Origin of the sequence: Oculatella sp. LEGE 06141 (genome assembly GCF_015207605.1) — a bacterium.
In the GTDB taxonomy this organism is placed as follows: domain Bacteria; phylum Cyanobacteriota; class Cyanobacteriia; order Elainellales; family Elainellaceae; genus Oculatella.
This window is the reverse complement of sequence record NZ_JADEWO010000065.1, coordinates 1-21857: the sequence shown is the minus strand read 5'-3', so window position 1 is coordinate 21857 and position 21857 is coordinate 1. Positions and strand designations below refer to the sequence as shown.

19 protein-coding genes, 15 tRNA genes and 2 pseudogenes are annotated in these 21857 nt (G+C 49.0%); 32 read left to right on the top strand and 4 right to left on the bottom strand.

Going from position 1 to position 21857, the window contains the following annotated elements; genetic code table 11:
• Positions 1-8: 8 nt before the first annotated feature.
• The 13 genes and pseudogenes from IQ268_RS27315 to IQ268_RS27255 all read left to right on the top strand — a co-directional run bounded on the left by IQ268_RS27315 (position 9) and on the right by IQ268_RS27255 (position 12472).
• Positions 9-1691: a response regulator gene (locus tag IQ268_RS27315; RefSeq protein WP_193885809.1), complete on the top strand. Its 1683-nt coding sequence runs from the start codon at positions 9-11 to the stop codon at positions 1689-1691.
• A 199-nt stretch (positions 1692-1890) separates the two neighbouring features.
• On the top strand, positions 1891-4656 hold the full coding sequence (locus IQ268_RS27310) for a PAS domain-containing protein (protein WP_193885807.1): 2766 nt from the start codon (positions 1891-1893) through the stop codon (positions 4654-4656).
• A complete protein-coding gene (locus tag IQ268_RS27305) occupies positions 4653-5285 on the top strand; it encodes a response regulator transcription factor (protein WP_193885805.1) in 633 nt (210 codons plus the stop codon). The genes IQ268_RS27310 and IQ268_RS27305 overlap by 4 nt, the downstream gene beginning before the upstream one ends.
• A 261-nt stretch (positions 5286-5546) precedes the next feature.
• Positions 5547-6095: a DsbA family protein gene (locus IQ268_RS27300; protein WP_193885803.1), complete on the top strand. Its 549-nt coding sequence runs from the start codon at positions 5547-5549 to the stop codon at positions 6093-6095.
• Between the two features lie 173 nt (positions 6096-6268).
• A complete protein-coding gene (locus IQ268_RS27295; protein ID WP_193885801.1) occupies positions 6269-6859 on the top strand; it encodes a Dps family protein in 591 nt (196 codons plus the stop codon).
• Positions 6860-6923: 64 nt separating this feature from the next.
• Positions 6924-7748, top strand: a complete 825-nt coding sequence (locus tag IQ268_RS27290) for an alpha/beta fold hydrolase (protein WP_193885799.1) — start codon at positions 6924-6926, stop codon at positions 7746-7748.
• A gap of 106 nt (positions 7749-7854) precedes the next feature.
• Complete coding sequence (locus tag IQ268_RS27285) at positions 7855-8979, top strand: alkene reductase (RefSeq protein ID WP_193885797.1); 1125 nt, start codon at positions 7855-7857, stop codon at positions 8977-8979.
• A 36-nt stretch (positions 8980-9015) separates the two neighbouring features.
• Positions 9016-9273, top strand: a complete 258-nt coding sequence (locus IQ268_RS27280; protein WP_193885795.1) for a ubiquitin carboxyl-terminal hydrolase 14 — start codon at positions 9016-9018, stop codon at positions 9271-9273.
• Between the two features lie 44 nt (positions 9274-9317).
• The gene (locus tag IQ268_RS27275) at positions 9318-10145 is read left to right on the top strand and encodes an NADPH-dependent oxidoreductase (protein WP_193885793.1); all 828 of its coding nucleotides are present in this window, start codon (positions 9318-9320) and stop codon (positions 10143-10145) included.
• Positions 10146-10192: 47 nt separating this feature from the next.
• A pseudogene (locus tag IQ268_RS27270) lies at positions 10193-10885 on the top strand (pirin family protein).
• 52 nt (positions 10886-10937) lie between these two features.
• Positions 10938-11291, top strand: a complete 354-nt coding sequence (locus tag IQ268_RS27265; protein WP_193885791.1) for a DUF5335 family protein — start codon at positions 10938-10940, stop codon at positions 11289-11291.
• A 109-nt stretch (positions 11292-11400) separates the two neighbouring features.
• Positions 11401-11976: an antibiotic biosynthesis monooxygenase gene (locus tag IQ268_RS27260; RefSeq protein ID WP_193885789.1), complete on the top strand. Its 576-nt coding sequence runs from the start codon at positions 11401-11403 to the stop codon at positions 11974-11976.
• A 262-nt stretch (positions 11977-12238) separates the two neighbouring features.
• Entirely contained in the window at positions 12239-12472 is a 234-nt protein-coding gene (locus tag IQ268_RS27255) for a tautomerase family protein (RefSeq protein WP_193885787.1), read from the top strand.
• Positions 12473-12496: 24 nt separating this feature from the next.
• Here IQ268_RS27255 and IQ268_RS27250 read toward each other — a convergent pair whose 3' ends face one another.
• Together IQ268_RS27250 and IQ268_RS27245 are read right to left on the bottom strand one after the other, a co-directional pair.
• Positions 12497-14200 (bottom strand): YdiU family protein, encoded by a 1704-nt coding sequence (locus IQ268_RS27250; RefSeq protein ID WP_193885785.1) that lies wholly within the window; start codon positions 14198-14200, stop codon positions 12497-12499.
• Positions 14201-14332: 132 nt separating this feature from the next.
• Positions 14333-14707: a hypothetical protein gene (locus IQ268_RS27245; protein ID WP_193885783.1), complete on the bottom strand. Its 375-nt coding sequence runs from the start codon at positions 14705-14707 to the stop codon at positions 14333-14335.
• Positions 14708-14806: 99 nt separating this feature from the next.
• On the opposite strand from IQ268_RS27245, the gene IQ268_RS27240 reads away from it, so the two are divergent.
• The 18 genes and pseudogenes from IQ268_RS27240 (at position 14807) to IQ268_RS27155 (ending at position 17751) form a co-directional block, all read left to right on the top strand.
• Positions 14807-15046: a hypothetical protein gene (locus IQ268_RS27240; protein ID WP_193885781.1), complete on the top strand. Its 240-nt coding sequence runs from the start codon at positions 14807-14809 to the stop codon at positions 15044-15046.
• 75 nt (positions 15047-15121) lie between these two features.
• A pseudogene (locus tag IQ268_RS33565) lies at positions 15122-15652 on the top strand (HNH endonuclease).
• 27 nt (positions 15653-15679) lie between these two features.
• Positions 15680-16066, top strand: a complete 387-nt coding sequence (locus IQ268_RS27230) for an alr0857 family protein (protein ID WP_193885779.1) — start codon at positions 15680-15682, stop codon at positions 16064-16066.
• Positions 16067-16258: 192 nt separating this feature from the next.
• Positions 16259-16334 (top strand) — tRNA-Asp (locus IQ268_RS27225).
• 6 nt (positions 16335-16340) lie between these two features.
• A tRNA-Glu gene (locus IQ268_RS27220) sits at positions 16341-16417 on the top strand.
• A gap of 2 nt (positions 16418-16419) precedes the next feature.
• A tRNA-Arg gene (locus tag IQ268_RS27215) sits at positions 16420-16514 on the top strand.
• Positions 16515-16604: 90 nt separating this feature from the next.
• Positions 16605-16680 (top strand) — tRNA-Cys (locus IQ268_RS27210).
• Between the two features lie 5 nt (positions 16681-16685).
• Positions 16686-16760, top strand: a tRNA-Ile gene (locus tag IQ268_RS27205).
• 2 nt (positions 16761-16762) lie between these two features.
• Positions 16763-16833 (top strand) — tRNA-Trp (locus IQ268_RS27200).
• Positions 16834-16863: 30 nt separating this feature from the next.
• Positions 16864-16928 (top strand) — tRNA-Leu (locus IQ268_RS27195).
• 32 nt (positions 16929-16960) lie between these two features.
• Positions 16961-17038, top strand: a tRNA-Glu gene (locus tag IQ268_RS27190).
• Positions 17039-17048: 10 nt separating this feature from the next.
• Positions 17049-17132 (top strand) — tRNA-Tyr (locus tag IQ268_RS27185).
• Positions 17133-17241: 109 nt separating this feature from the next.
• Positions 17242-17319, top strand: a tRNA-Arg gene (locus IQ268_RS27180).
• 5 nt (positions 17320-17324) lie between these two features.
• A tRNA-OTHER gene (locus IQ268_RS27175) sits at positions 17325-17407 on the top strand.
• A 5-nt stretch (positions 17408-17412) separates the two neighbouring features.
• Positions 17413-17510 (top strand) — tRNA-Phe (locus IQ268_RS27170).
• Between the two features lie 5 nt (positions 17511-17515).
• Positions 17516-17590 (top strand) — tRNA-Asn (locus tag IQ268_RS27165).
• A 5-nt stretch (positions 17591-17595) separates the two neighbouring features.
• Positions 17596-17672, top strand: a tRNA-Gln gene (locus tag IQ268_RS27160).
• A gap of 6 nt (positions 17673-17678) precedes the next feature.
• Positions 17679-17751, top strand: a tRNA-Phe gene (locus IQ268_RS27155).
• Positions 17752-18321: 570 nt separating this feature from the next.
• Here IQ268_RS27155 and IQ268_RS27150 read toward each other — a convergent pair.
• The gene (locus IQ268_RS27150; protein WP_193885778.1) at positions 18322-18606 is read right to left on the bottom strand and encodes a hypothetical protein; all 285 of its coding nucleotides are present in this window, start codon (positions 18604-18606) and stop codon (positions 18322-18324) included.
• A gap of 133 nt (positions 18607-18739) precedes the next feature.
• On the opposite strand from IQ268_RS27150, the gene IQ268_RS27145 reads away from it, so the two are divergent.
• Positions 18740-20050, top strand: coding sequence for an IS701 family transposase (locus IQ268_RS27145; RefSeq protein ID WP_193885775.1), 1311 nt, complete (start codon positions 18740-18742; stop codon positions 20048-20050).
• On the opposite strand, the gene ltrA is transcribed toward IQ268_RS27145, so the two are convergent.
• Positions 19938-21530, bottom strand: a complete 1593-nt coding sequence (gene ltrA, locus IQ268_RS27140; protein ID WP_193885773.1) for a group II intron reverse transcriptase/maturase — start codon at positions 21528-21530, stop codon at positions 19938-19940. The two genes, IQ268_RS27145 and ltrA, sit on opposite strands and share 113 nt — an antisense overlap.
• Positions 21531-21857 lie beyond the last annotated feature (327 nt).

Genomic DNA, 21857 nt, shown 5'->3' with positions numbered 1-21857 from the left:
TAATCCTCATGGCTAAACCCGTCATTTTGACTGTTGACGATGATCCAGATGTTTTACAAGCTGTGGCACGAGATTTGCGGCAGCAGTATGGCAACCGTTTTCGGATTTTGCGAGCTGATTCTGGAGCAGCCGCGATCGACCTCACCCAAACGCTCAAACTCCGTAACGAGTCGGTTGCCCTGTTTCTGGTCGATCAACGGATGCCTCAAATGAACGGCGTCGAGTTTCTCGAACAGGCGTTACCACTTTTTCCAGATGCCAAACGGGTGTTGCTGACTGCCTATGCGGATACCGATGCCGCGATTCGGGCGATTAACAGTGTACAGATTGATTACTATTTGCTCAAGCCGTGGGACCCACCGGAAGAGCGGCTCTACCCAGTCTTAAACGATCTGCTGGATGATTGGTTTGCCAGTTTTCGTCCTGCGTTTGAAGGTCTTCGCGTGATCGGCAATCGCTGGTCGCCCCAGTCCCATGACATGAAGGACTTCTTAGCCCGCAATCAAATTCCCTATCAATGGCTGGATATTGAACTGTCTGAAGAGGGGCGCACATTAGCAAACCTGACAGAGTGCGATCGCCTGTCTTTGCCCCTGCTGTTGTTTCCGGATGGCATCAGCCTGGTGCAACCCTCGATCGCCCAGGTTGCCGAGAAAATGGGACTTCACACCCGCGCTGAAAAGCCATTCTATGACCTGGTGATCGTGGGTGGTGGGCCGGCAGGGCTGGCAGCGGCAGTTTATGGTGCGTCCGAGGGACTGCATACGGTGTTGATCGAACGCGAAGCACCGGGTGGACAGGCGGGCACCAGTTCACGGATTGAAAACTATCTCGGCTTTCCGTCGGGTCTCAGTGGAGGGGATTTAGCGCGGCGGGCGGTGGCTCAGGCAAAACGTTTTGGCGTTGAGATCCTCAGTCCTCAAGGTGTAACGGCGATGCGTGTAGAAGATCCCTATCGCTTCATCACGTTATCCAATGGCAGTGAAATTAGTTGCCACGCTCTGATTCTGGCATTGGGGGTGTCGTGGCGACGATTGGATGTACCGGGACTCGATCGCCTCACCGGAGCAGGGGTGTACTACGGGGCGGCTCAAGCTGAAGCGATCGCCTGTCAGGGAGAAGACGTTCACATCGTGGGAGGTGCCAACTCTGCTGGACAGGCAGCCATGTTTTTCTCCAAGTATGCCTGTCAGGTGACGATGCTGGTGCGGGGCGAGTCGTTGACCAAAAGTATGTCGCAATACTTGATCGAGCAGATTGCTGAGACCTCAAATATCGTCGTAAAAACCTATACCAGGGTCGTAGAAGCCAAAGGAAACAACAGTTTGGAGGCGATCGTCGTTGAAAACGCGGTTACAGGTGAGAGCGAAACAGTCGCCGCGACATCATTGTTTATTTTTATTGGAGCGGTTCCTCGGACGGAATGGCTCGATGGTTCAGTGGAGTGTGACGATCGCGGCTTTATTATTACGGGTTCTGACCTCAAACGGAGTACTAGTCAATCGAGTGGTTGCCGTCCAAAGGGCTGGCGACTCGATCGTGACCCCTATTTGCTCGAAACAAACGTTCCTGGGGTATTCGCGGTTGGTGATGTCCGGCATGGCTCGATCAAGCGGGTTGCATCCGGTGTGGGTGAAGGTTCAATCTGTGTACAGTTTGTCCATCAATATCTTGCTAATGTCCGGGTTTAGGCGAGTTGTGAGACAGCAATCGTTTAGCAATCAATCATATGCATTGATTCCTTTTGTAAAAAACTTAAAGACATTCCGAAAACCTGACTCAAGATGGATGCTCTTTTATTTGATTCCGTTCAATGTCTAGGGTGACAGATTGTAAAGCCTTCCAAGAAAGGCAACAAACTAGACCTGCCTTAACATCGTTTTTTGTTAGATGAGCATCAAATCATGGGTTGATGAGATTGCCGATCTTCCCAACAAACTGCCACTGCGGATCGTTCTCATCGTGCCTTTGATGCTGCTGTTGACAGGTACTGTTGGGATTGTGGGATATTTGTCCTTTAGAAATGGACAAAAAGCTGTTAATGAGGTTTCAACTCAACTGCGAAATAAGATTGTGCGTCAGATTGAGGAGAAGCTGAATACTTCTACAAAAGCGGCTCATACGGTCAATCGTCTGAATGCGATCGCCCTGGCGCGAGGGGATATTAATATTGCGGATGCCAGGGGCGAACAAAATTTTTGGCAGCAGGTTGAGATTTTTCCAACCGTCACTTTTATTTTCTGTGGCGATGTGAAAGGTAATGTATTGGGGGCAGGCAAGATCGGCGGCAGAAAACTGCAAAGCTGGGTGAGTACTGCGTCTACCCAGTATGTTCCCTACTACTACAGTCTCGATGCTCAGGGAAACCGCACTCAAGAGTTGGAAAAAGGTACTGAGCCATTTAATCCAACTGTTCGTCCCTGGTACAGAGCAGCGGTGGCAGCAGGTGAACCGACTTGGAGCGATATTTACTTAGTGGTGCCAACCTTTGATCCTGCCATTGCTGCCAGTTTACCCGTTTACGATCCAGAGACTCGCAAGTTGATTGGGGTCTGTGGAACCGATATTTTTCTACCCCAACAAATGAGCGAGTTTCTCAAAAGTCTCAATGTTGGGAAGACGGGTCATATTTTTATCATGGAGCGGTCTGGGCAATTAGTGGCAACGTCAGCCAACGAGCCGATGACAACTGGACAGGATGAAAATACCAGGCGTTTGCTTGCAGCGCAAAGTAGCAATCCGATCATTCAGGCAACGGCTCAGCAGTTAAGCGATCGCTTTGGTGATTTCAATCGCATTCAAACCTCTGAGCAATTTGACTTTAACATCCACAACAATCGCCAACTCGCTGAGGTGACACCGTTTAAGGATGGGTACGGATTAGATTGGTTGATTGTGACGGTGATTCCAGAGGCAGACTATTTAGGACAAATTCAGGCGAATATTCGGGATACACTGGCTCTCTGTATTGTGGCGTTAATTGCAGCCTTTATTCTATGCGTCTTAATCGCCCGCTGGATTACCAAGCCAGTACTGAGTTTAAACCAATCCGCGAAAGCGATCGCGGCAGGCAAATGGAATCAAGTTGTTCATATTAAACGTTCAGATGAATTAGGGGAACTGGCAAACTCATTTAATGGCATGGCGCAGCGGCTGCAAACAGCATTTGCCGAACTGCAAACGTTGAACCAGACCCTTGCCCAAAATGAAACTCGCCTGCAAGAATTTCTAGAAGCCATTCCAGTGGGTATTGCCGTGGTGGATGAGGCGGGTTGTCCCTATTATGTAAATCAGCGAGGGATTCAGCTTCTGGGGCAAGGCATTGATTCTTCTGTGCCACCAGAGCAATTCTCCGAGGTTTATCAGATTTATCTGCAAGGAACGAATCAACCCTATCCAACCGAAAGGATGCCGCTGATTCGGGCATTGAAGGGTGAACGTACCACCGTTGAGGACATGGAAATTCGCCAGAGTAACGCCAGAATTCCGATTGAGTCTTGGGGAACTCCTATTTTCGACCAACAAGGCAAGGTAATTTATGCGATCGCTGCCTTTCAAGACATTACAGAACGACGCCAAGCCGAGAAACTGTTAGCGGATTACAACCGGACGTTGGAACAACAGGTGGTGGAGCAAACAGCCGCTTTGCGGGAAAGTGAAACCGAGGTACGCACGCGCGAACAGGAACTACGAATGCTCGCCGATGCTCTCCCCGTTTGTATCTTCTATACCGATCATAATCACCGCTATCGATTTGTGAATCATGCCTGTGCGATCTGGTTTAACCGGAGTCGGGATGAGATTATCGGTAAGCTAAATTGTGAAATTCTGGGTGAAGCCTATGAGAGGATTAAGCCGTATATTCAGCAAGCCTTGGCAGGACAGACCATAACCTACGAGGCAGAACTGTTCTATCCATCGGGCAACAAGCATATCAGTGCGATCTATATCCCCGATTTTGATGTCAATGCTCAAGTGAAAGGATACTACGGGTTGGTCACAGATATTAGCGATCGCAAACGCGCAGAAGCGGCTTCAATTCTGGAAGAACGTAACCGGATGGCACGGGAAATTCACGATACGTTAGCACAAGCGTTTACAGGGATTCTCGTTCAAGCTGATGGGGCAACCCAGGTACTAACGGACGATGTCGAAGCAGCTCAATTCCATCTGGAGTTGATTGATGAGTTAGCACGAACTGGACTGAGTGAAGCGCGTCGTTCCGTCTCAGCCCTGCGTCCTCAGTTATTAGAAGAAGGGGATTTATCAAGCGCCCTGCAACGCCTTGTGACTCAAATGCGATCCGTAACCGACACGACTCTGATTTACGACGTTCAAGGAACCATCTATTCCTTACCCGGTGAAGTAGAGAACAACTTACTGCGAATTGGACAGGAGGCACTCACCAATGCCATTAAGTACGCCCATGCCCAGGAAGTTCGAGTGGAATTAGGGTATGACGATGCCCACTGCCGTTTGCGCGTGAAGGATGATGGGCAGGGTTTTGGCGTGGGTAGTGTTCCAGGGAGCGGTGGGTTTGGTTTATTAGGGATGAGCGAACGAGCAGCGCACATTGGAGCGCAATTGAATATTCGGAGCCAACCTGGACGGGGAACGGAAATTGTTGTCATCGTTAATCGAGCAGGAGAAATATGACGATCGAATCCAGCCTAATTCGGGTTCTCATTGCCGATGACCATGCGGTGTTTAGACAAGGATTGACAACGATCATTGACCGTGATCCTAATATGACAGTGATTGGTCAAGCTGAAGATGGACAACAGGCGATCGACCTGTATCGAGAACACCAACCGGACGTAACGTTAATGGATTTGCGAATGCCCCAAATAGGAGGCGTTGAAGCCATTACTGCAATTTGTGCTGAATTTAAACCTGCCCGGATTATCGTGTTGACAACTTACGATGGCGATGAAGATATCTATCGGGGATTGCAGGCAGGGGCAAAAGGTTACCTGCTCAAGGATACCAAGTCCAACGAACTGCTCAATGCCGTTCGCACAGTGCATCGGGGGCAGCAGTATATTCCGCCAGAGGTGGGGGCAAAACTGGTACAGCGGATAAATACTCCAGAACTGAGTGCGAGAGAGTTAGAGGTACTCAGCTTGATGGCACAGGGGATGAATAATCTCGATATTGCCACTGCGTTAAATATCGGTGAAAGCACTGTCAAATCTCATATCAATCGTATTTTAAGCAAACTGGGAGTGAGCGATCGCACTCAAGCAGTGATTATGGCGGTGAAGCGAGGAATTGTCAGTTTGTAGGTGGCTCAGGTTTGAGTGAGCAGTCCAACTTAAGTTGGAGTAAACCCTCCCTTTCAAGAATGATTGATGCATCAATCATTCTAAGAGATAAAAGTGTCAACTCTAAGTGGACGACAAACAGGAGCCAGTTTTCTATATTGAATTCATGCAAACCGAGGCAACAACATCTGTTAAAAACTCAAGGTTTGCTTCTAAAAGACTGTAGCAAGAGGGTGTTAGAGCGATCAGTTGCGATCTCTCTCCTTTCCCTCAGAGGTGTCTGTGAGCAAGGATCATAACCGCAGTTCGTTATTCGTTCCACCGTCAACCCAAGATCATATTCAAGGTGCTCTAAGTGCTGCGGTGGCGCTGGTGATGTATGGAGACTATCAATCTCCTCAAAGTGCGGATGTTTATCGACTCATTCAAGCGATTCAACAACAGCCTGGCGTTTTTTCAGGAGGAAACGATTTGTGTTTCATTTTCCGTCACTTTCCGCAGGTGCAGATTCACCCTTATGCTCAACGAGCAGCAGAAGCGGCGGAAGCAGCAGCGGCTCAGAACCAATTTTGGCAGATGCATGATATTTTGTTCGATCACCAATCTACCTTAAGCAATGGTTATTTAGTGGAGTACGCCAACAATCTGAAACTCAATATTCCTCAGTTTCTCCACGATCTATCCAAACGAGTGTATCTCGATCGCATTCATCATCACATTCAGGGTGGATATCAAAGCGGAGTTACAACTGCCCCAGCTTTGTTCATCAATGGAATTCGATATATTAGCCGTTGGAACATTCAGCAATTGGTAGAAGCGATATCCCTATAGGTGATTAAGTCCAAGTAAACCAATCAGAACAAAAAGATGATTTTGAGCGGCTATGGGCGGTGTTGGTGACGACACCAACGTAGTGATGCTCTGTGGCAACAGAGTTCCAAAGGTCGGTTCATTGATAGATGCAGTCGTAGCGTAAGCATTACCCATTACAGGAGACAAGTGTGATGTCTACTTCAAGTCTAAACAGCCTCGCTAAAGCCGATGCCAGTCAACCTTTACTCCATCAGCACGGACACGAAATTCAGCCCTATGGTAGCCTGATTAATCCGCCAATCGCCCTCAACGTTGAAGCTCGTAGCGAAAGCTGTACACTCGTGAATCAGATTTTGGCAGACACGATCATTCTCTATCATCTGTACAAAAAACATCACTGGATGATGCGGGGACATACGTTTTATCAACTGCATTTGTTACTCGACAAACATGCTGATGAACTGATCGAGTTGATTGATGTTATGGGAGAGCGGGTGCAAACCCTGGGAGGTGTGGCGATTGCTGACCCGCGCCATGTAGCAGAAGTCACTAAGGTAAAACGCCCCCCCAACGGAGTGGAAGAAGTGCCCGTGATGCTATCGCGTCTGCTAGAAGCTCATGAGCTGATTATTCAAGAGCTGAGAGAAGCGATCGACAAAACTGCCGCAAATCAAGACAGTGGCACGAATGATATGTTGGTCAGTCAGGCGTTGCGAACCCATGAGCTACAGGTTTGGTTCCTATCTGAACATTTAGTGGATACGCCCGTGGTTCGCAGCTAGATTTAATTTTTGAACCAAAAGAGTAAGAACAAGAACAATTCATGATTCATTCAGGAGAATTTCCATGAGTACTATTACAACCCAAGATGGAACCCAAATCTACTACAAAGATTGGGGTACTGGACAACCGATTGTCTTTAGCCACGGCTGGCCCCTATCATCTGACGACTGGGACGCTCAACTGATGTTCTTCTTGGATCGTGGCTTTCGTGTGATTGCCCATGATCGACGAGGACACGGGCGATCGAGTCAAGGCAGCGACGGACACGATATGGATCATTACGCTGACGATCTCGCTGCGCTGACAGAGCATCTTGATTTAAGGGATGCTGTCCATGTCGGTCACTCCACGGGGGGTGGGGAGGTTGTGCATTACATCGCCCGCCACGGCGAAAGTCGAGTTGCCAAGGCAGTTCTCATTAGTGCAGTACCGCCGCTGATGGTCAAGACCCCTGCAAATCCTGGCGGTTTACCCAAAGAAGTATTTGACGACTACCAAACACAGGTAGCCACCAACCGGGCACAATTCTATTGGGATGTGCCAGCCGGCCCCTTTTACGGCTACAACCAACCAGGCGCGATCGTATCTCAGGGTGTGATTCAGAATTGGTGGCGGCAAGGCATGATGGGCGGCGCGAAGGCTCACTATGATGGCGTCGTCGCTTTCTCCCAAACCGACTTCACAGAAGATCTGAAGAAAATCTCGGTGCCAACTTTGGTCATGCATAGTAAAGACGACCAGATTGTCCCCTATGAAGATTCTGGCCCGTTGAGTGCCAAGTTGGTGAAGGGCGCGATATTGAAAACCTACCACGGTTTTCCACACGGTATGCCAACGACCCATGCGGAGGAGATCAATGCTGACCTCCTGGAATTCATTCGGTCGTAAAGGCTATCCGTTCAGGAAGTGAACTGTTAATGGCGGATAGCTCTCGCAAAGACTCTCCTGCCATTAACCTGGCATGGTTAGACTTTCTGCAAAATGGGAAATACTCATGTCGGACAAACCAGGGTTATTTACACCGATCAAGCTTGGTTCCCTTGACCTGCCTAATCGAATTATCATGTCTCCGCTGACTCGCCTTCGAGCCACTCCTGACTGCATCCCCACGCCTTTAATGGTCGAATACTACGCTCAGCGTGCAACAGCGGGACTCATTATTACAGAAGGAACCCATCCGAGCCCAATGGGGCGTGGGTACACAACCGCCCCTGGGCTGCACAACCAGGAACAGGTTGCAGGTTGGCGCAAGGTGACCGATGCGGTTCATGCTGCCGGAGGTCGGATATTTGTGCAACTGATGCACGCTGGACGAGTGACACACTCCTCCCTGTTACCCAATCATGCCCGCCCAATTGCTCCTTCGGCAATTCCAATCCTGTCAGAAGAAATCCGCGTTTGGGATGGCAAGGTTCCTTTTGAAACCCCTCGTCCGTTGGCGTTAGACGAAATTCCCCAGGTTGTAGAAGAGTATCGTCGATCAGCAGAACTTTCAATTGAAGCAGGTTTCGATGGCGTGGAACTGCATGCCGCAACCGGATACCTCCCCAACCAGTTTCAGGTCAGTGGCTCCAATCACCGCACAGACGCCTATGGTGGCTCATTGGAGAATCGAACTCGCTTTACGCTGGAAGTGGTGAATGCGCTCTGTAGCGTCCGGGGAGCGAAGCAGGTTGGGGTCAAGATTGCCCCCGGTTTTACCGTCAATGACACATTTGATGACAATCCTGCCGAAACGTATCTCCATGTCGCCAAAGCCCTCAATCTCCTGGGTTTAGCCTATTTGCACGTTGGGTATGACCGAGATTACACCAGGGGCACTGCGCCAAACTTCAATCCCATCGATCTCCTCCGTCCCGTTTACCACGGAACTCTCCTGGCTGTAGGTGGATTCGATCGCCAACGGGGCGATGCAGCTATTGCAAGCAGACGGGCTGATGCCGTTGTTTTCGGGCGGTCATTCATCTCCAACCCTGACTTAGTGGAACGCCTGCGGCTCAATGCCCCACTGGCTGAAGGCGACATCAAAACGTTCTATGGGGGAAGTGAGTCTGGCTACACGGACTATCCAACCCTGTCGCCATTCTATCGAGCGGAGCACGACCTCACTGCCTCCTGATCGTCCATTCGCAAGCAAGCCTAATCTGGAGTAATCATGAGTCAATCCTGTACCCACCTCAGCCAAATTCATTCAGTGACGCCGAGCGCCAACGGTTGTGAGGAATGTTTAGCAATGGGCGATCGCTGGGTTCATCTACGCCTTTGCCTGCTCTGCGGTCATGTCGGTTGCTGTGATTCTTCTAAAAACAAACACGCAACAAAACATTTTCACGCGACCCAGCATCCGATTATCCAATCCTTTGAACCTGGCGAAGATTGGCGCTGGTGCTACATCGATAATGTGGTTGTTTAAGTTCATTGAATGAAACCATAAATTGAAGTGCCCCCTGATAACTCATGCTTTTACTCAACCCAACGGATTTAATTCGAGAGCGTTACGGCAGCAGTGTTTTCAATCCAGAACACCTTTGGAATGAAACCCTGGCAACATTGCTGTCTCACCGCTCAGTGCGAGCCTACCTACCCAATGCATTGCCGTCGCTAACCTTGGAAACTCTGATTTCGGCGGCTCAATCGGCAGCAACCTCCTCGAATCTCCAAACCTGGAGCGTCGTTGCCGTTCAAGATCCGGTACGGAAAAACACCCTATCTCAACTCGCAGGCAACCAGGCACACATCCGCCAGTGCCCTATGTTTCTCGTTTGGCTAGCAGACCTAGCTCGGTTGAATTACCTTGCTACCCAGCAGGAGATGACCACTGATGGATTGGATTACCTGGAGATGTTTGTTACAGCCGTAATTGATACAGCACTGGCAGCACAAAATGCCACAGTCGCAGCGGAGTCGCTAGGGTTAGGCACCGTCTACATTGGAGGTATCCGCAACCAACCGGAACAAGTTGCTGAAACGCTTCAGTTACCACCTCAGTTGTTTGCGGTTTTCGGGTTGTGTATCGGATACCCTGATCAAGCAAACTTAGCGACGGTCAAACCCCGATTACCTCAAGCGGCGGTACTTCATCACGAAACATACGATCTTGTCCAGCAAGAAGCGGCGATCGCTCAGTACAACGAAGTGATGCAACACTTCTACAAGTCTCAGCAGATGAATGTCACAGGTGACTGGGTAGAACATTCCCTCAAACGGGTTGCTACAGCACAAGCATTGGGGGAGCGTGAACAGTTGAAGGAGAAACTACACCGACTTGGATTTCCACTGCTGTAAAACCAAACTTCCATTCGTACTTTCTATTTCCACTTCAGGAGGAACCAATGATTACAGTACGTCGAGCCGAAGAGCGAGGATATGCGAACCACGGTTGGTTGGACTCTTACCACACCTTTTCCTTTGCCAACTACTATGACCCTGCTCACATGGGCTTTCGCGATCTGCGAGTGATCAATGAAGACCGTGTTGCCGGGAACCAGGGATTTGGTCAACATGCCCATCGCAACATGGAAATTATTACCTATGTGTTAGACGGTGCGCTGGAACATCAAGATAGCCTGAGCAACCGAGCAGTAATGCGTCCAGGAGAAATACAGCGGATGACCGCAGGTACAGGCGTGACCCACAGTGAATATAACCACTCCGATCGCGACCCGGTTCATTTCTTGTAAATCTGGATCTTGCCAAACCAGAAGAATTTACCTCCTGGCTATGAACAAAAGGCTTATTCAGAAGTCGAAAAGCGTGGCACTCTGCGCCTGATTGCCTCTCAAGATGGGCGTGAGGGTTCTGTCACCGTCCATCAAGATCTGAACCTTTATGCCACTGTGCTGGCACCAGGGGAATCTGTAAGCTTGCCGGAGAGTGATCGCCATTTCTGGGTGCAGGTCGCCAGGGGCAGTGTCTTGCTCAACAGTAAATTACTTCACCAGGGCGATGGAGCCGCTGTAGAGGGCGAAGCGTTGGAGTTTGTTGGTGAAGAGAACGCTGAAGTTTTAGTGTTTGACCTGACGTGAATTCATGTCATGCTCAGTTGTCTTTGCTCGTCGTCTATTAGAGAGTCATATTATGGTCAGTAACAAAGAGATTAACAAATCTGTGCCAAGTGATCGCTGGGGCGAATTCTTTGACCAGTTTTCCAATGGCAATCGGGGACGGCATATTTCAATTGAAATCATCAATTCAGAACTGGGTGATGAAGAACTGATTCAGAACGCACCGTTGATGGCGATTGTCTACGATCGTCCTGGTAAGGGAGATGATTTGGTGATCGAAGTCGGTAAAACTGATGTGTCTTACGCGCATACGATCGATGCACCGACCGAAGATTTAACGGAACAAAGTTCAAGTGGTCAGATTGTCGCCCTTTCGATTAGTGACGCTGCTGGAACAAAAACGATTGTTAAGCTCCAGAGCAGTTGAGCGATCGCGTATTAGGCATTATCGCACCCCTTACAACCAGTACTACATGGCGAAAATAAACATGGGTTAACTTAAGCGTCGAGTTCTAGGTTTTTTGAGGTCACGTCTAATGCTAGATCCACTGGTAGTAGGGACAGACGAAGAAACTCACCAGGTGACAGCTGTCATTTCTCATCTCATTCGATCTGGGCGCGAGCAAGGGTATGAGGAGTGGTTGCACGGAATTGCAACGGCTGCCCATCAGTTTAAGGGACATTTAGGGGTTAGCGTGATTCGACCCCGTGATCATGCTCATCCTGAATATGTGGCAATTGTCAGATTTGATCATTACAACAACCTCAAAATCTGGTTAGAATCCAGCATGCGACAGGAATGGTTGGAGCGGTTACAGCCCTTGATTGAAAAGCCTGAAACCATTCAAACCCTGACGGGACTGGAAACATGGTTTACGCTTCCTAACAAACCTATGAAGGCTCCACCGCCTCGCTACAAAATGGCGATCGTCACATGGCTGGCGGTATTCTTTACCATATCTATTCTCAATCGTTTGCTAGTGCCAGTACTAGGAAGGCTTCCGGTATTGTTCAGATCGTTGTTGATTACAGGTCTAACAGTTGCCCTGCTCACCTATGTGATTATGCCTCGTCTAACTCGACTCTTCCGCAAATGGCTGTATCCCATTTGACAGGAATTGGGGTAATACTGTGTGTAAGCTGAACCGCTTGTATTCCCGATGATAAGCAGTAATAATCTGAGAATAGTCAGATAGAGATAAGTTGAACATTAATCGCTGAAAGGAACGATACCCGCCAATAAACGTTAACTAAATCCAGGCAGTGGATCGAATTTTCACCCAATAATTGTCTGCTCGTCCCTGGTCATGAGAATGACCTCCGCACCCAATGGCTTTAAACTTTGTTCAGCAAAGTACTGAAGGAGAAAAACCAATGCCTCATATCAGCATCAAGCTTTATCCCGGCAGGTCGGAGCAGCAGAAAGTTCAGTTTGTCGAGCGAATCGTGAAAGACGCTATGTCAATTCTCGAAAGCAGCGAAGACTCGATTTCAGTCGCGATCGAAGAAATCAACCCAGAGGATTGGGTAGAGACAGTCTATCAACCAGAAATCTTGAACAACCCAGAGAAGCTCTACAAGAAGCCAGGCTATAACCCACTGGAATAGCAATAGACGGCTTCGACTTCTAATTTAAGATGAACAGCTATAGTGCGACACGCCACCCGTGTTAAAAAACGCCTGAGGTCTTAGACGATAGTATTTATCTTCTACGTCTTGTGATTGCTCATCATAGGGATAGCTAAGGACTTCTTGCAACTCTTTTACTAAAGTATAGTCACCCTGCATGGCTTGTTGATAGGCAGGGGCAATCAACCACTCTCGCCATGTGTATTTTGGGTTCGTCTGTTTCATCTTTGTTGATATCTCAGCCAAATTGCCGTCGTTAATGATGAGGTCGCGCCAGCTTTTTAGCCAAGATTGCCATTGTTCATCGAGTTGGGGTGACGTTTTAACGTAGAAGCTTTTCTTCAATGCTGAGATATCATCTGGGATATGGGATAACTCGCGGAAGAAAATGGTGTAATCGACCTCTGAGTCAGTCATTAACTGCATTAATTTTTCAAATAGCTGTGGGTGATATTCAGTTAAGCCAAGTTTGTCCGCCCACATTTTTTGGATTTGTGTTTGCATGGCTTCTGAAAAGCCGCGGCCTACTTGGTCGAACTGTTCTAACGCTTCAGCATCTTCTGTCAGTAGCAGTCTCACTGCTTTCCAAAACATGAAATAATTTGCTTCTGCTGCAATGGGCTGATTGAAGAATGAAAAGTGCTCGCCGCCACCCGTCCAAGGTTGAAACCAAGGGTCAAATTTTTCACAAAATCCAAAGGGTCCATAGTCTAGGGTAAAGCCTCCAGCCGCGCAGTTGTCACTGTTAAAATTACCCTGGCAATAACCAACCCGTAGCCAATTCGCCACCAGTGAAGTGAGACGCTGGCGAAATAGCTTAGCCAACTCCACTAATTGATCGGCAAAACCAAGGCTTTGATGAATGTCGCTTTTGTACTCTCGCTCAACTAAGTGCGACACTATCATGCTCAACTCTTCTAATGCTTTTGGATGAGCATTGCTGCGAGTGCGGCGGGCAAATAACTCTAGCTGACCAACACGCAAAAAGGAGGGTGCAACGCGAGTTGAAATGGCCACAGGATTGTCCACCAAAACATCAGGGTCAATAGAGTCGGAGTCTTGAGAATACCAAGGCCGGGTAACGGTCTCAGATTTAGAAACATACAGTGTCAAAGAGCGCGATGTTGGCACACCTAACGCCTGCATGTAGTCTTGCGCTAGAAACTCGCGCACACTTGATCGGAGGACAGCGCGCCCGTCGGCACCCCGGCAATAAGGCGTTGGGCCACCCCCTTTCAATTGCATTTCCCAGCGCTGTCCATTGATGATTCCTTCAAATACAGATATTGCTCGACCATCGCCATAACCATTACCCGTACCAAATGGACATTGTTGGGTATATTCGGTGCCATAAATCGACAGGGCATAACCCGTCGCCCAGCCCACCTGACGCATCGGCTCATGGACAGCAGAGAGATCCCCAGAAAATACACGGCGAAATTTTTCATTCAGCGCCAGTCCATCGCTCAACCCAAGTTCCTTAAAAAAAGTGCGGCTATGAGCGACATATTCTGGGTCTGCAAGCGGCGTGGGTGTCACAGGTACGAAATGACCAGAAAAAACCTGGCGGGCCCGGTGATCATCACCATCGACCGTGGCATCAGGATCGGCATTTAAGGTATCCATTAGAGAATAATCTGCCAATTGCACAAACTCATCGAAGGTTGTTACACAAGGCTCAGCAGAGGGTTTAGATGGATATGACATGGTTGTTAGCGCCGATATTGTCGGGAAGGATTCATGTTTAATTGAGGCCTTTGCAGATCCAGCAAAGCTTTGATGCCTATATGATAGATTTTTACACGTATCTCGGATCGATGCCTATTACTGGAAGCACTATTAAGCGATCGCCATACTGAGAGCAATAATCTCCCCGTTTGTTGTTAACCCTAACAGCATCTCTTGCTGTGGTTGAATACGCTGCCCTGTAATGGCACATTGCTCTTCTTGTTGAGAGACTGCCCTAAACGTCGCTCGAATATCCGACATAGATAACAGTGGGGGACGAGAGGGCGATCGCCTATCTTCAGAGGAATACGATTGCACCTCATTCTCTCCCATCTGCTGCTCCACAAACTGCCAAAGCACTTCTCGAATTAGAGTTTGATAGCCCTGTTCACCAGAAATCTCCCGCAATCGCTCCTTCAGTTCGGGTTCCAATCGAATACTCGTGACCTGCATTTCCGAAGTGCTGCCCCGCTTGCGTGTATCCATAACCGAACATCCTAAATTTCAATTCCCGGGTGGACAATCTAATACTACAAGTGTAGTATGTAGACATTCGGATTTGTAACACAAACACTACAGCCTTCCATGATACGCATCTTTCACGCCACCTTAGCCAGCGCCATGCAGTGCCGACCTCAACACGGTCTAGGCAGAGCAGCGGCGCTGTTTGCGTTTGAGGGGACGTATTGGTTTAGCGGCGGTAAATCCGTCAGCGAAGGCATTGATAGCACAATTCGTGCGGAACGCTCCGCGAACGCCGGACGACTCAATCCGGATGAACTCACTAGCAGCGGGAGGTGCAGGGCAATCCTGACACCGACATAGGGAAAAGCATATCAACTTCCCCAACCCCCGCTCCTGGTCATCAGAGGCGGGGGTTATTTTTTGAGGAGAAAACTGATGCAGACCGAACAGCGACAGAAAATTCCAATACTCCAAAACCAGGTTGTGGTGTTCTCTAAGAACTACCTGCCCCTGGCGCGGATCAACATCAAACGGGCGATCGTTCTGCTGGTTACCGGACAGGCGGAGACTCTGGAGTTCAGCAGCACCCAGCAATGGGAAGTTCGCTCTCCCAGTGTCGTACTACAGATTCCAGACCATATCCGGTTGACCAGTGGCAATCCAGAGCGGCACTGGAAGCTTCCTCCTGTGAATCGGCGGGAAGTCTTCCGCCGCGATAACCACACCTGTCAGTACTGCGGCAGCACCAGGCACCTGACGCTAGATCACGTCATTCCCTGATCAAAGGGTGGAACCCATACCTGGGACAACGTAGTGACCGCCTGCGAGAAGTGCAATTCATGCAAAGGCGATCGCCTTCTGCATGAAACCGGGATGGTACTCCAAACCAAACCCAAAGCACCGATGCATCCTGCGATCGCCTTTGCCGAGCAGTTTTGGAAAGAACAGCAGCCTATTGACACCTGACCTCAAGCCAGAAAGGAGGCATGACCGATGTTGAAGCTGAACTACACCGACGTTGGGCTGTACATGGAGCGAACCATGACCAATCCCGAACTGTTGATGCAAGAGCGAGTGCTTCTGGCGATGCGGTTAGGGCAAACGCTCCATGTCGAACCCGGTCATGCTTCCTTTCTGCTGCCTGCTGATATTCCCGAACTGGAAGTGCTAGAGACAGCACTACATCGGGAGTACGGCTCAGTAGTCACCCTCATTGCTGTCGATGAAGAGTTTGTCGAAGTCCGGCTGAGCGGAAGCTGGATTGCCGAGGACAAGGACGCTCACGAAGGGATGTTCCTAACCGTGATGAGCGATCGCACTGAATTCCTGATCCACAAGTTGTGGCAGATGAGCGAAGTCCACATTTCCTCCCTAGCGTAATGGGAAAACCCAGTAGGAGAGGGCGATACGACCGTTTCTTTCCCGATCGCCCTCCTACTTAAGAAAAAAGTTGTAGTACGGGGTTGACAACTTGTAGCACGTTTGTAGTATAACTGTAGTATCAACACTGCAACCTCTCACAAAGGCTCTGTAGTCCCCCTTCTGAACCTAGACAATTGAATCGCCACCTTTGGGGGTGTAGCTTAGTCCGGTTAAAAGCGTCGGTTTGTCGAACCGAAGATCGTGGGTTCAAATCCCATCACCCTCGCCTTGTAGCATCGTGGACGAATAGAGAAGTCGCCGTGCCTCTCAAGCATGGAGAAGCGGGTGCAACTCCCGTCGATGCTCCCAATGAGGATGTAGCTCAGATGGACAGAGTACTTGTTTCCGAGACAAGTGGTCACAGGTACCGCTCCGCGGAAGCAAGCTACGATCCCTGTCATCCTCGCTCGTGGGAACGGATTGGCATCACTTGCTCCGAAACCAACAAACGGACGGTTGCAGGATTAGGGTTCAATTCCCCACGTTTCCACCAAATCTCCAGGTCGCCAAGTGGGAAGGCGTTGGTCTGCAAAACCGACTATTCGTGGGTTCGATTCCCACCCTGGAGTCCAACTATTGCAGCGTAGCTTAACGGCAAAGCCCCAAGCTCATAACTTGGTCATTGCGGGTTCGACTCCCGTCGCTGCGACCAATGCACAGATGGTGTAACGGCAACATCACGGTCTCCAAAACCGTTGTTCGAGGTTCAAATCCTCGTCTGTGCGTTGTCGTGCCCTGATCGAAAAAGCTTACATACTCGCCTAATGGTAAGGCAACTGTCTCAAGAACAGTCAACTACAGGTTCAAATCCTGTGTGTGAACAACAGCTTTTTCAACTTGCACGGCATATATGGTGCAGAAGCGAAGTCGCCCTTGCGGCACGTCTTTCAAGCGTGTGATTAACGGGTTCAAGTCCCGTCTGCACTGCCAATTTCAACATAGGTCGGCTCGCCTATTGGTGTGGGAAACGGTCTGTAAAACCGCCGAGATCACATTGCTGGTTCAATTCCAGCCCGACCTACCAACGGTTTGATTGACAACATTATGGAGAGTAAATCGATCAGGCGATCGGCGCTGTTTGCTAAACAGATGGATGAACAATTGTGGTTCGAGTCCACTGCTCTCCGCTGCGTGAGGACGTGGTGTAACTGGATGAACATCTCAGATTACGAACCTGAAGAGTGGGGGTTCAAGTCCCTCCGTCCTCGCCAATTATGGAGGGCACCGCTGAATGGTCGGCAACTGGTCTTGAAAACCAGGGTAGTCCTTGGGCTAGGGGTTCGATTCCTCTGCTCTCCGCTTGTGGGAAGTTGGTGAAGCTGGTGCTCACGTGCCGCTGAAGACGGCGAGATGGCAGTTCGTTCGCGAAGCGTCCCCGAATGGGGAATCCTGTCACTTCCCACTCATTGCCCCATAGCTCAATGGCGGAGCGGGCGGCTGTTAACCGCACGGTTGCAAGTTCGACTCTTGCTGGGGCAGCCATTCATTGCCGAGTGGACGACATGGAAAGTCGCTGTGACTCTGAATCACGGAGATGCTGGTTCGACTCCAGCCTCGGCATCCAATTCAATGCCCTGTGGTGTAACTGGCAACATCCCGCTCGAAGAGCGCGAAGATTCCAGGTTCAAACCCTGGCGGGGCAGTTGGGAGGTAAACAGTCGCCTGGGTCAATCCCCTGTATTCCTCCCATTTCTCACTCCTGTAGCCCAATTGGAAGAGGCGGCTGTCTCAAAAACAGTCACGTGCGGGTTCGACTCCCGCTCTTGTGTACCAACTTTGCTCCTGTAGCCCAACTGGAAGAGGCGATCGCCTTAGAAGCTGTAGAGGTGCAGATGATTTAAGATCGCTGCAATTTTACAGAGAAACCCTGTATTGATTACGCAGTAAAGCTTGAAGGCTACTGACCAAAGTTGCAAGGAAACATATGAATTTAGATCGAACTCTGCAATTTGGTAGCAGCGTCAAGAAAATTGGACACATGTTCGTAGAACATTATCCAAGTGCCTTTGGATCTAACCTAATCCCTTCTTACAAATTTGGTAAGGTCGGTTTGAAAGTATGGACCTTATAACAACAATCGAGTCTTGCTGCTTTAAAGTAAGCCTTGACAATGCAACTAACCGTGCAACCTTACTCTGAAAAGCCCGAATTAGGAATCCCGAAACACTTTACTGGCTAGGAAAAGCGTTTCATTGTTACGATTGTGTATGAAATCAGGTAGTAAAATCTAATACAATTTGCTCTAGCCTCGCAATCAAATCCTCTGGCTCTAACTTAAAAGAGGCTAAAAGACCACGCCCCTTACTAATACTTGTCAATCGTCGCATCCAGTCTGCATCCTCTGGAGAAATCAATTCGCCAGCCATTACTTGATTACACAATTTGATAAAATAATCATCGTCTCGTTTGAGCACTGGTAACTCTTTTTCCCGGTCAATCTTTAACTGATGCTCTATTTCCAATTCACGTGCTGTCAGTGGTTTTGGTTCTGAAGACATCGGATTCAATGCTTCCAAAGCAGCTTTATACGCTTCAAGCTCTTCAGTTTCAATCGTCTCTTTAACCCTCTTCCATCCTTCCAGGGAGAAATAATTAAAATAGAGCTATGTTCCTGTTGCCAATTTGAAGGGTATGGTTACGCCACGAGAAGCTCGTCCAACACTCCGATTTGTCGATGAGTATTGTGAACTGTATGCCGACTTATTTCCCGAGGTGCGAAGCTTTGAGGCGTTCAAATATCTGCATGTCGGGATGATTTCAGAACTCAAACGCAAGACTTTGCCAGCCATTGCCAAAGCAGTGGGATTATACAATGAACAAGGCTTGCATAACTTGTTAACGGAGTCTCCCTGGTCAGTAAGTCGCCTGCGCAAGCGTCGCTTAAATCTAATTTTGGAACTGACTCAGAAACAAGCAATGACCCTGTTAATTGATGAAACCGGAGATTGCAAAAAGGGAAACAGTACCGATTATGTAAAACGACAGTATATCGGCAATGTCGGCAAACGAGAAAATGGGATTGTGGTCGTCACCGCTTACGGGTTATTCAAGGGCATGATTTTACCGTTGTGCTTTGAGGTGTATAAGCCGAGAGAACGGCTCAAACCTGGAGAGGACTACCAGACGAAACCACAAATTGCAGCCACGATGATTCGTGAGTTACTTGCAATGGGATTTCAGTTTGATCTGGTTTTAGCCGATAGTTTGTATGGGGAGAGTGACTGTAACTTTGTTTCAACACTGGTTTGGCTCAAGTTGCCTTACATTGTGGCGATTCGCTCGAATCACGGGGTCTGGTTGCCGCAAGACCAGGAGGTAACGGCAGAGCCTTGGGAGAAGTTCATCCGTACCTTCAGCAATGGTGAAACCGAAGTGCGCTATCGGCGTGAGATTATCTATGGCACTCGTCGCCCTGTGCGGTACTGGGAGTTGACCACTGACCCAGAAACATTACCGGATAATTCAACCGTGTTTGTGATGAGCAATGCGCCCGCAATCAAGCTCGATGAAATTGGCGATGCTTACGGCGATCGTACTTGGGTGGAATATGGACTCAAGCAAAGCAAGGATGTTTTGGGGTGGGCTGATTTTCGCGTGACGAACTACAAGCAGATTGAACGCTGGTGGGAGATCGTCATGAGTGCCTTCACAATGGTCAGTTTGTTTGCTGATGCGTTCAACTCTGAGTGTCCTTTATCTCAGCAAGTCTTCACGCAGCATCCTTGGTGGGACAACCAACGTGGCTGGAGAAATCTGCTTAATAATTTGCGTTTGGTGATTGAACCGTGGATTGCCTTTAACCACCTCAAACAGTGGTTAACTGTGTTTTTCATTTCCACTTTGGAGCAAGGATTCGCACAATTGATTGAGCGAATGCAGCAATTCTACTGCCCTGTAATTCACGATTTGCTCCTGCGTCGCATCTTATTGAACTCTGCTTAAATGATGAAAGAGGGTTAAGCAGAGCGGCTTTAAGGGGAGCGAGTTCAGGGTAGTGCCTCAACCGCGTTCCCCAATAGACCCAATCTCCATCGTAAGGGGACCGATTGGCACTGACTTTTACATGTCTACGAATCGGTGTTGCATCGTGTCGATACAAGGAAAACCCTTCTGGAGTCTGGAAGACCCAGTGGCTATTCTGCTGAGTTCGCCAATAGCGGGACACCACTTGATGGCTGTTGAGGTTGGAATGTCTGCGCTTAGCCCAGCGAAGCAACTGTTGAAACAGTTGAGCCGAGAGTGAGGCGAATGAGGCTTTGCTGACTGCACTACGATAGTATTGACACCATCCCACAATAATAGGATTGAGCGCGCCAATCAACTGTGCCTGGGGCATCAGCGCGTAGCGGCGAGTCAGTTGTTTGAGTTTTGCCAAATGTCGCTGTTCACTTTTTCGGCTGGGTTTAATCAAGGTTTTGAAGCCTTGTTTGCCAGCATATTTCCCAACCACGTATTGCCGTACCCAGAACCCCAGGAAGTCGAAGCCTGCCTGCTCATTGAGCGTGTGGCTGACTTTCGTTTTCTCTGGATGAAGCTGTAACCCGATGCCCTGTAACCATTGTTCTACCGCTGTTTTAACACGGTGAATATCACTCTGCTGGTTGGCAAGAACGACGAAATCATCTGCGTAGAACACAGCGTGAATCGGATGTTTTGCTGTACCAAGTGATTTCAAATGAGCTTCTAATCCATGCAGAGCAATCAGCGCCAGAAGTGGGGAAATCACTCCCCCTTGTGGTGTTCCTTGTTCTGTGGGTTGAAAGACTCCTTGATCTAATACACCACAGTTGAGCCAACCGCTCAGGAGTCGGCGAATCGTTGGTGGAGCCTGGGTTTTAGCCAATAGGACTGGGTGTGAGATGTTGTCGAAGCAACCGATGATATCGCCTTCGAGGACATATTTAGGCCGATAGCAAATCATGTTGAAGATTGCTGCAATTGCATCTTGGCAAGACCGTCCGGGCCTGAAGCCGTAAACATTTGGTTCCAACTTTGCTTCCCATTCGGGTTCGAGCGCAAGTCTGACCAACGCTTGGGCTGCCCTATCTGTCATGACGGGAATCGATAACGGGCGAAGTTTGCCGTCCTGTCCAGGTTTAGGGATCCAAATCCGGCGGAGTGGCTGAGGCTTGGGAATTTGGCGCAGAATTTGCGACAGTTCCAAGCGTTGCCGGGGTGTGAGGTTTTTGACCCCATCAATCCCCGCTGTTTTCTTGCCTTGGTTATCTTGAGTGATTCGTCGTACTGCCAGTAATCGAGCAAACCAGGACTTAATCAGCAGACGTTGGAGTCTGTGAACTAACTTGACGTTTCCACGTTGACTGGCTCTGTAAATCCGCCGTTGGAGCTTGAACACTTTGATCTGGATTTTCTTCCAGGGCAATTGGTTCCATTCATATCTCGTCTGCAAAGACGGACTCATGACTTATTCACTCTACTAGGTTTGTCTACGTCCAAGTTGCAGTGTGTACGTCAGCATATCTTGAGAATTACCTCAAGCATTGGCTTTTTACACAATCCTATTCCCATTGACCATGAGGTTAGCACCGCCTCCAAGTCTCGACCCAACCTGGAGAGGTCATTGGGGTTTCCACGTTCCGATATCTGATAATTGCTGTACTTAGGATCGTGAATTAAATAACCTGTAATTCTGGTTTGGCTGTGTAATTCCATTGCGGTAGAAGCTCGTCGAAGACAATCTTCATATTGGCTTTGAAACCTTCAGCAACTTTTCGACCTTTTTGATACA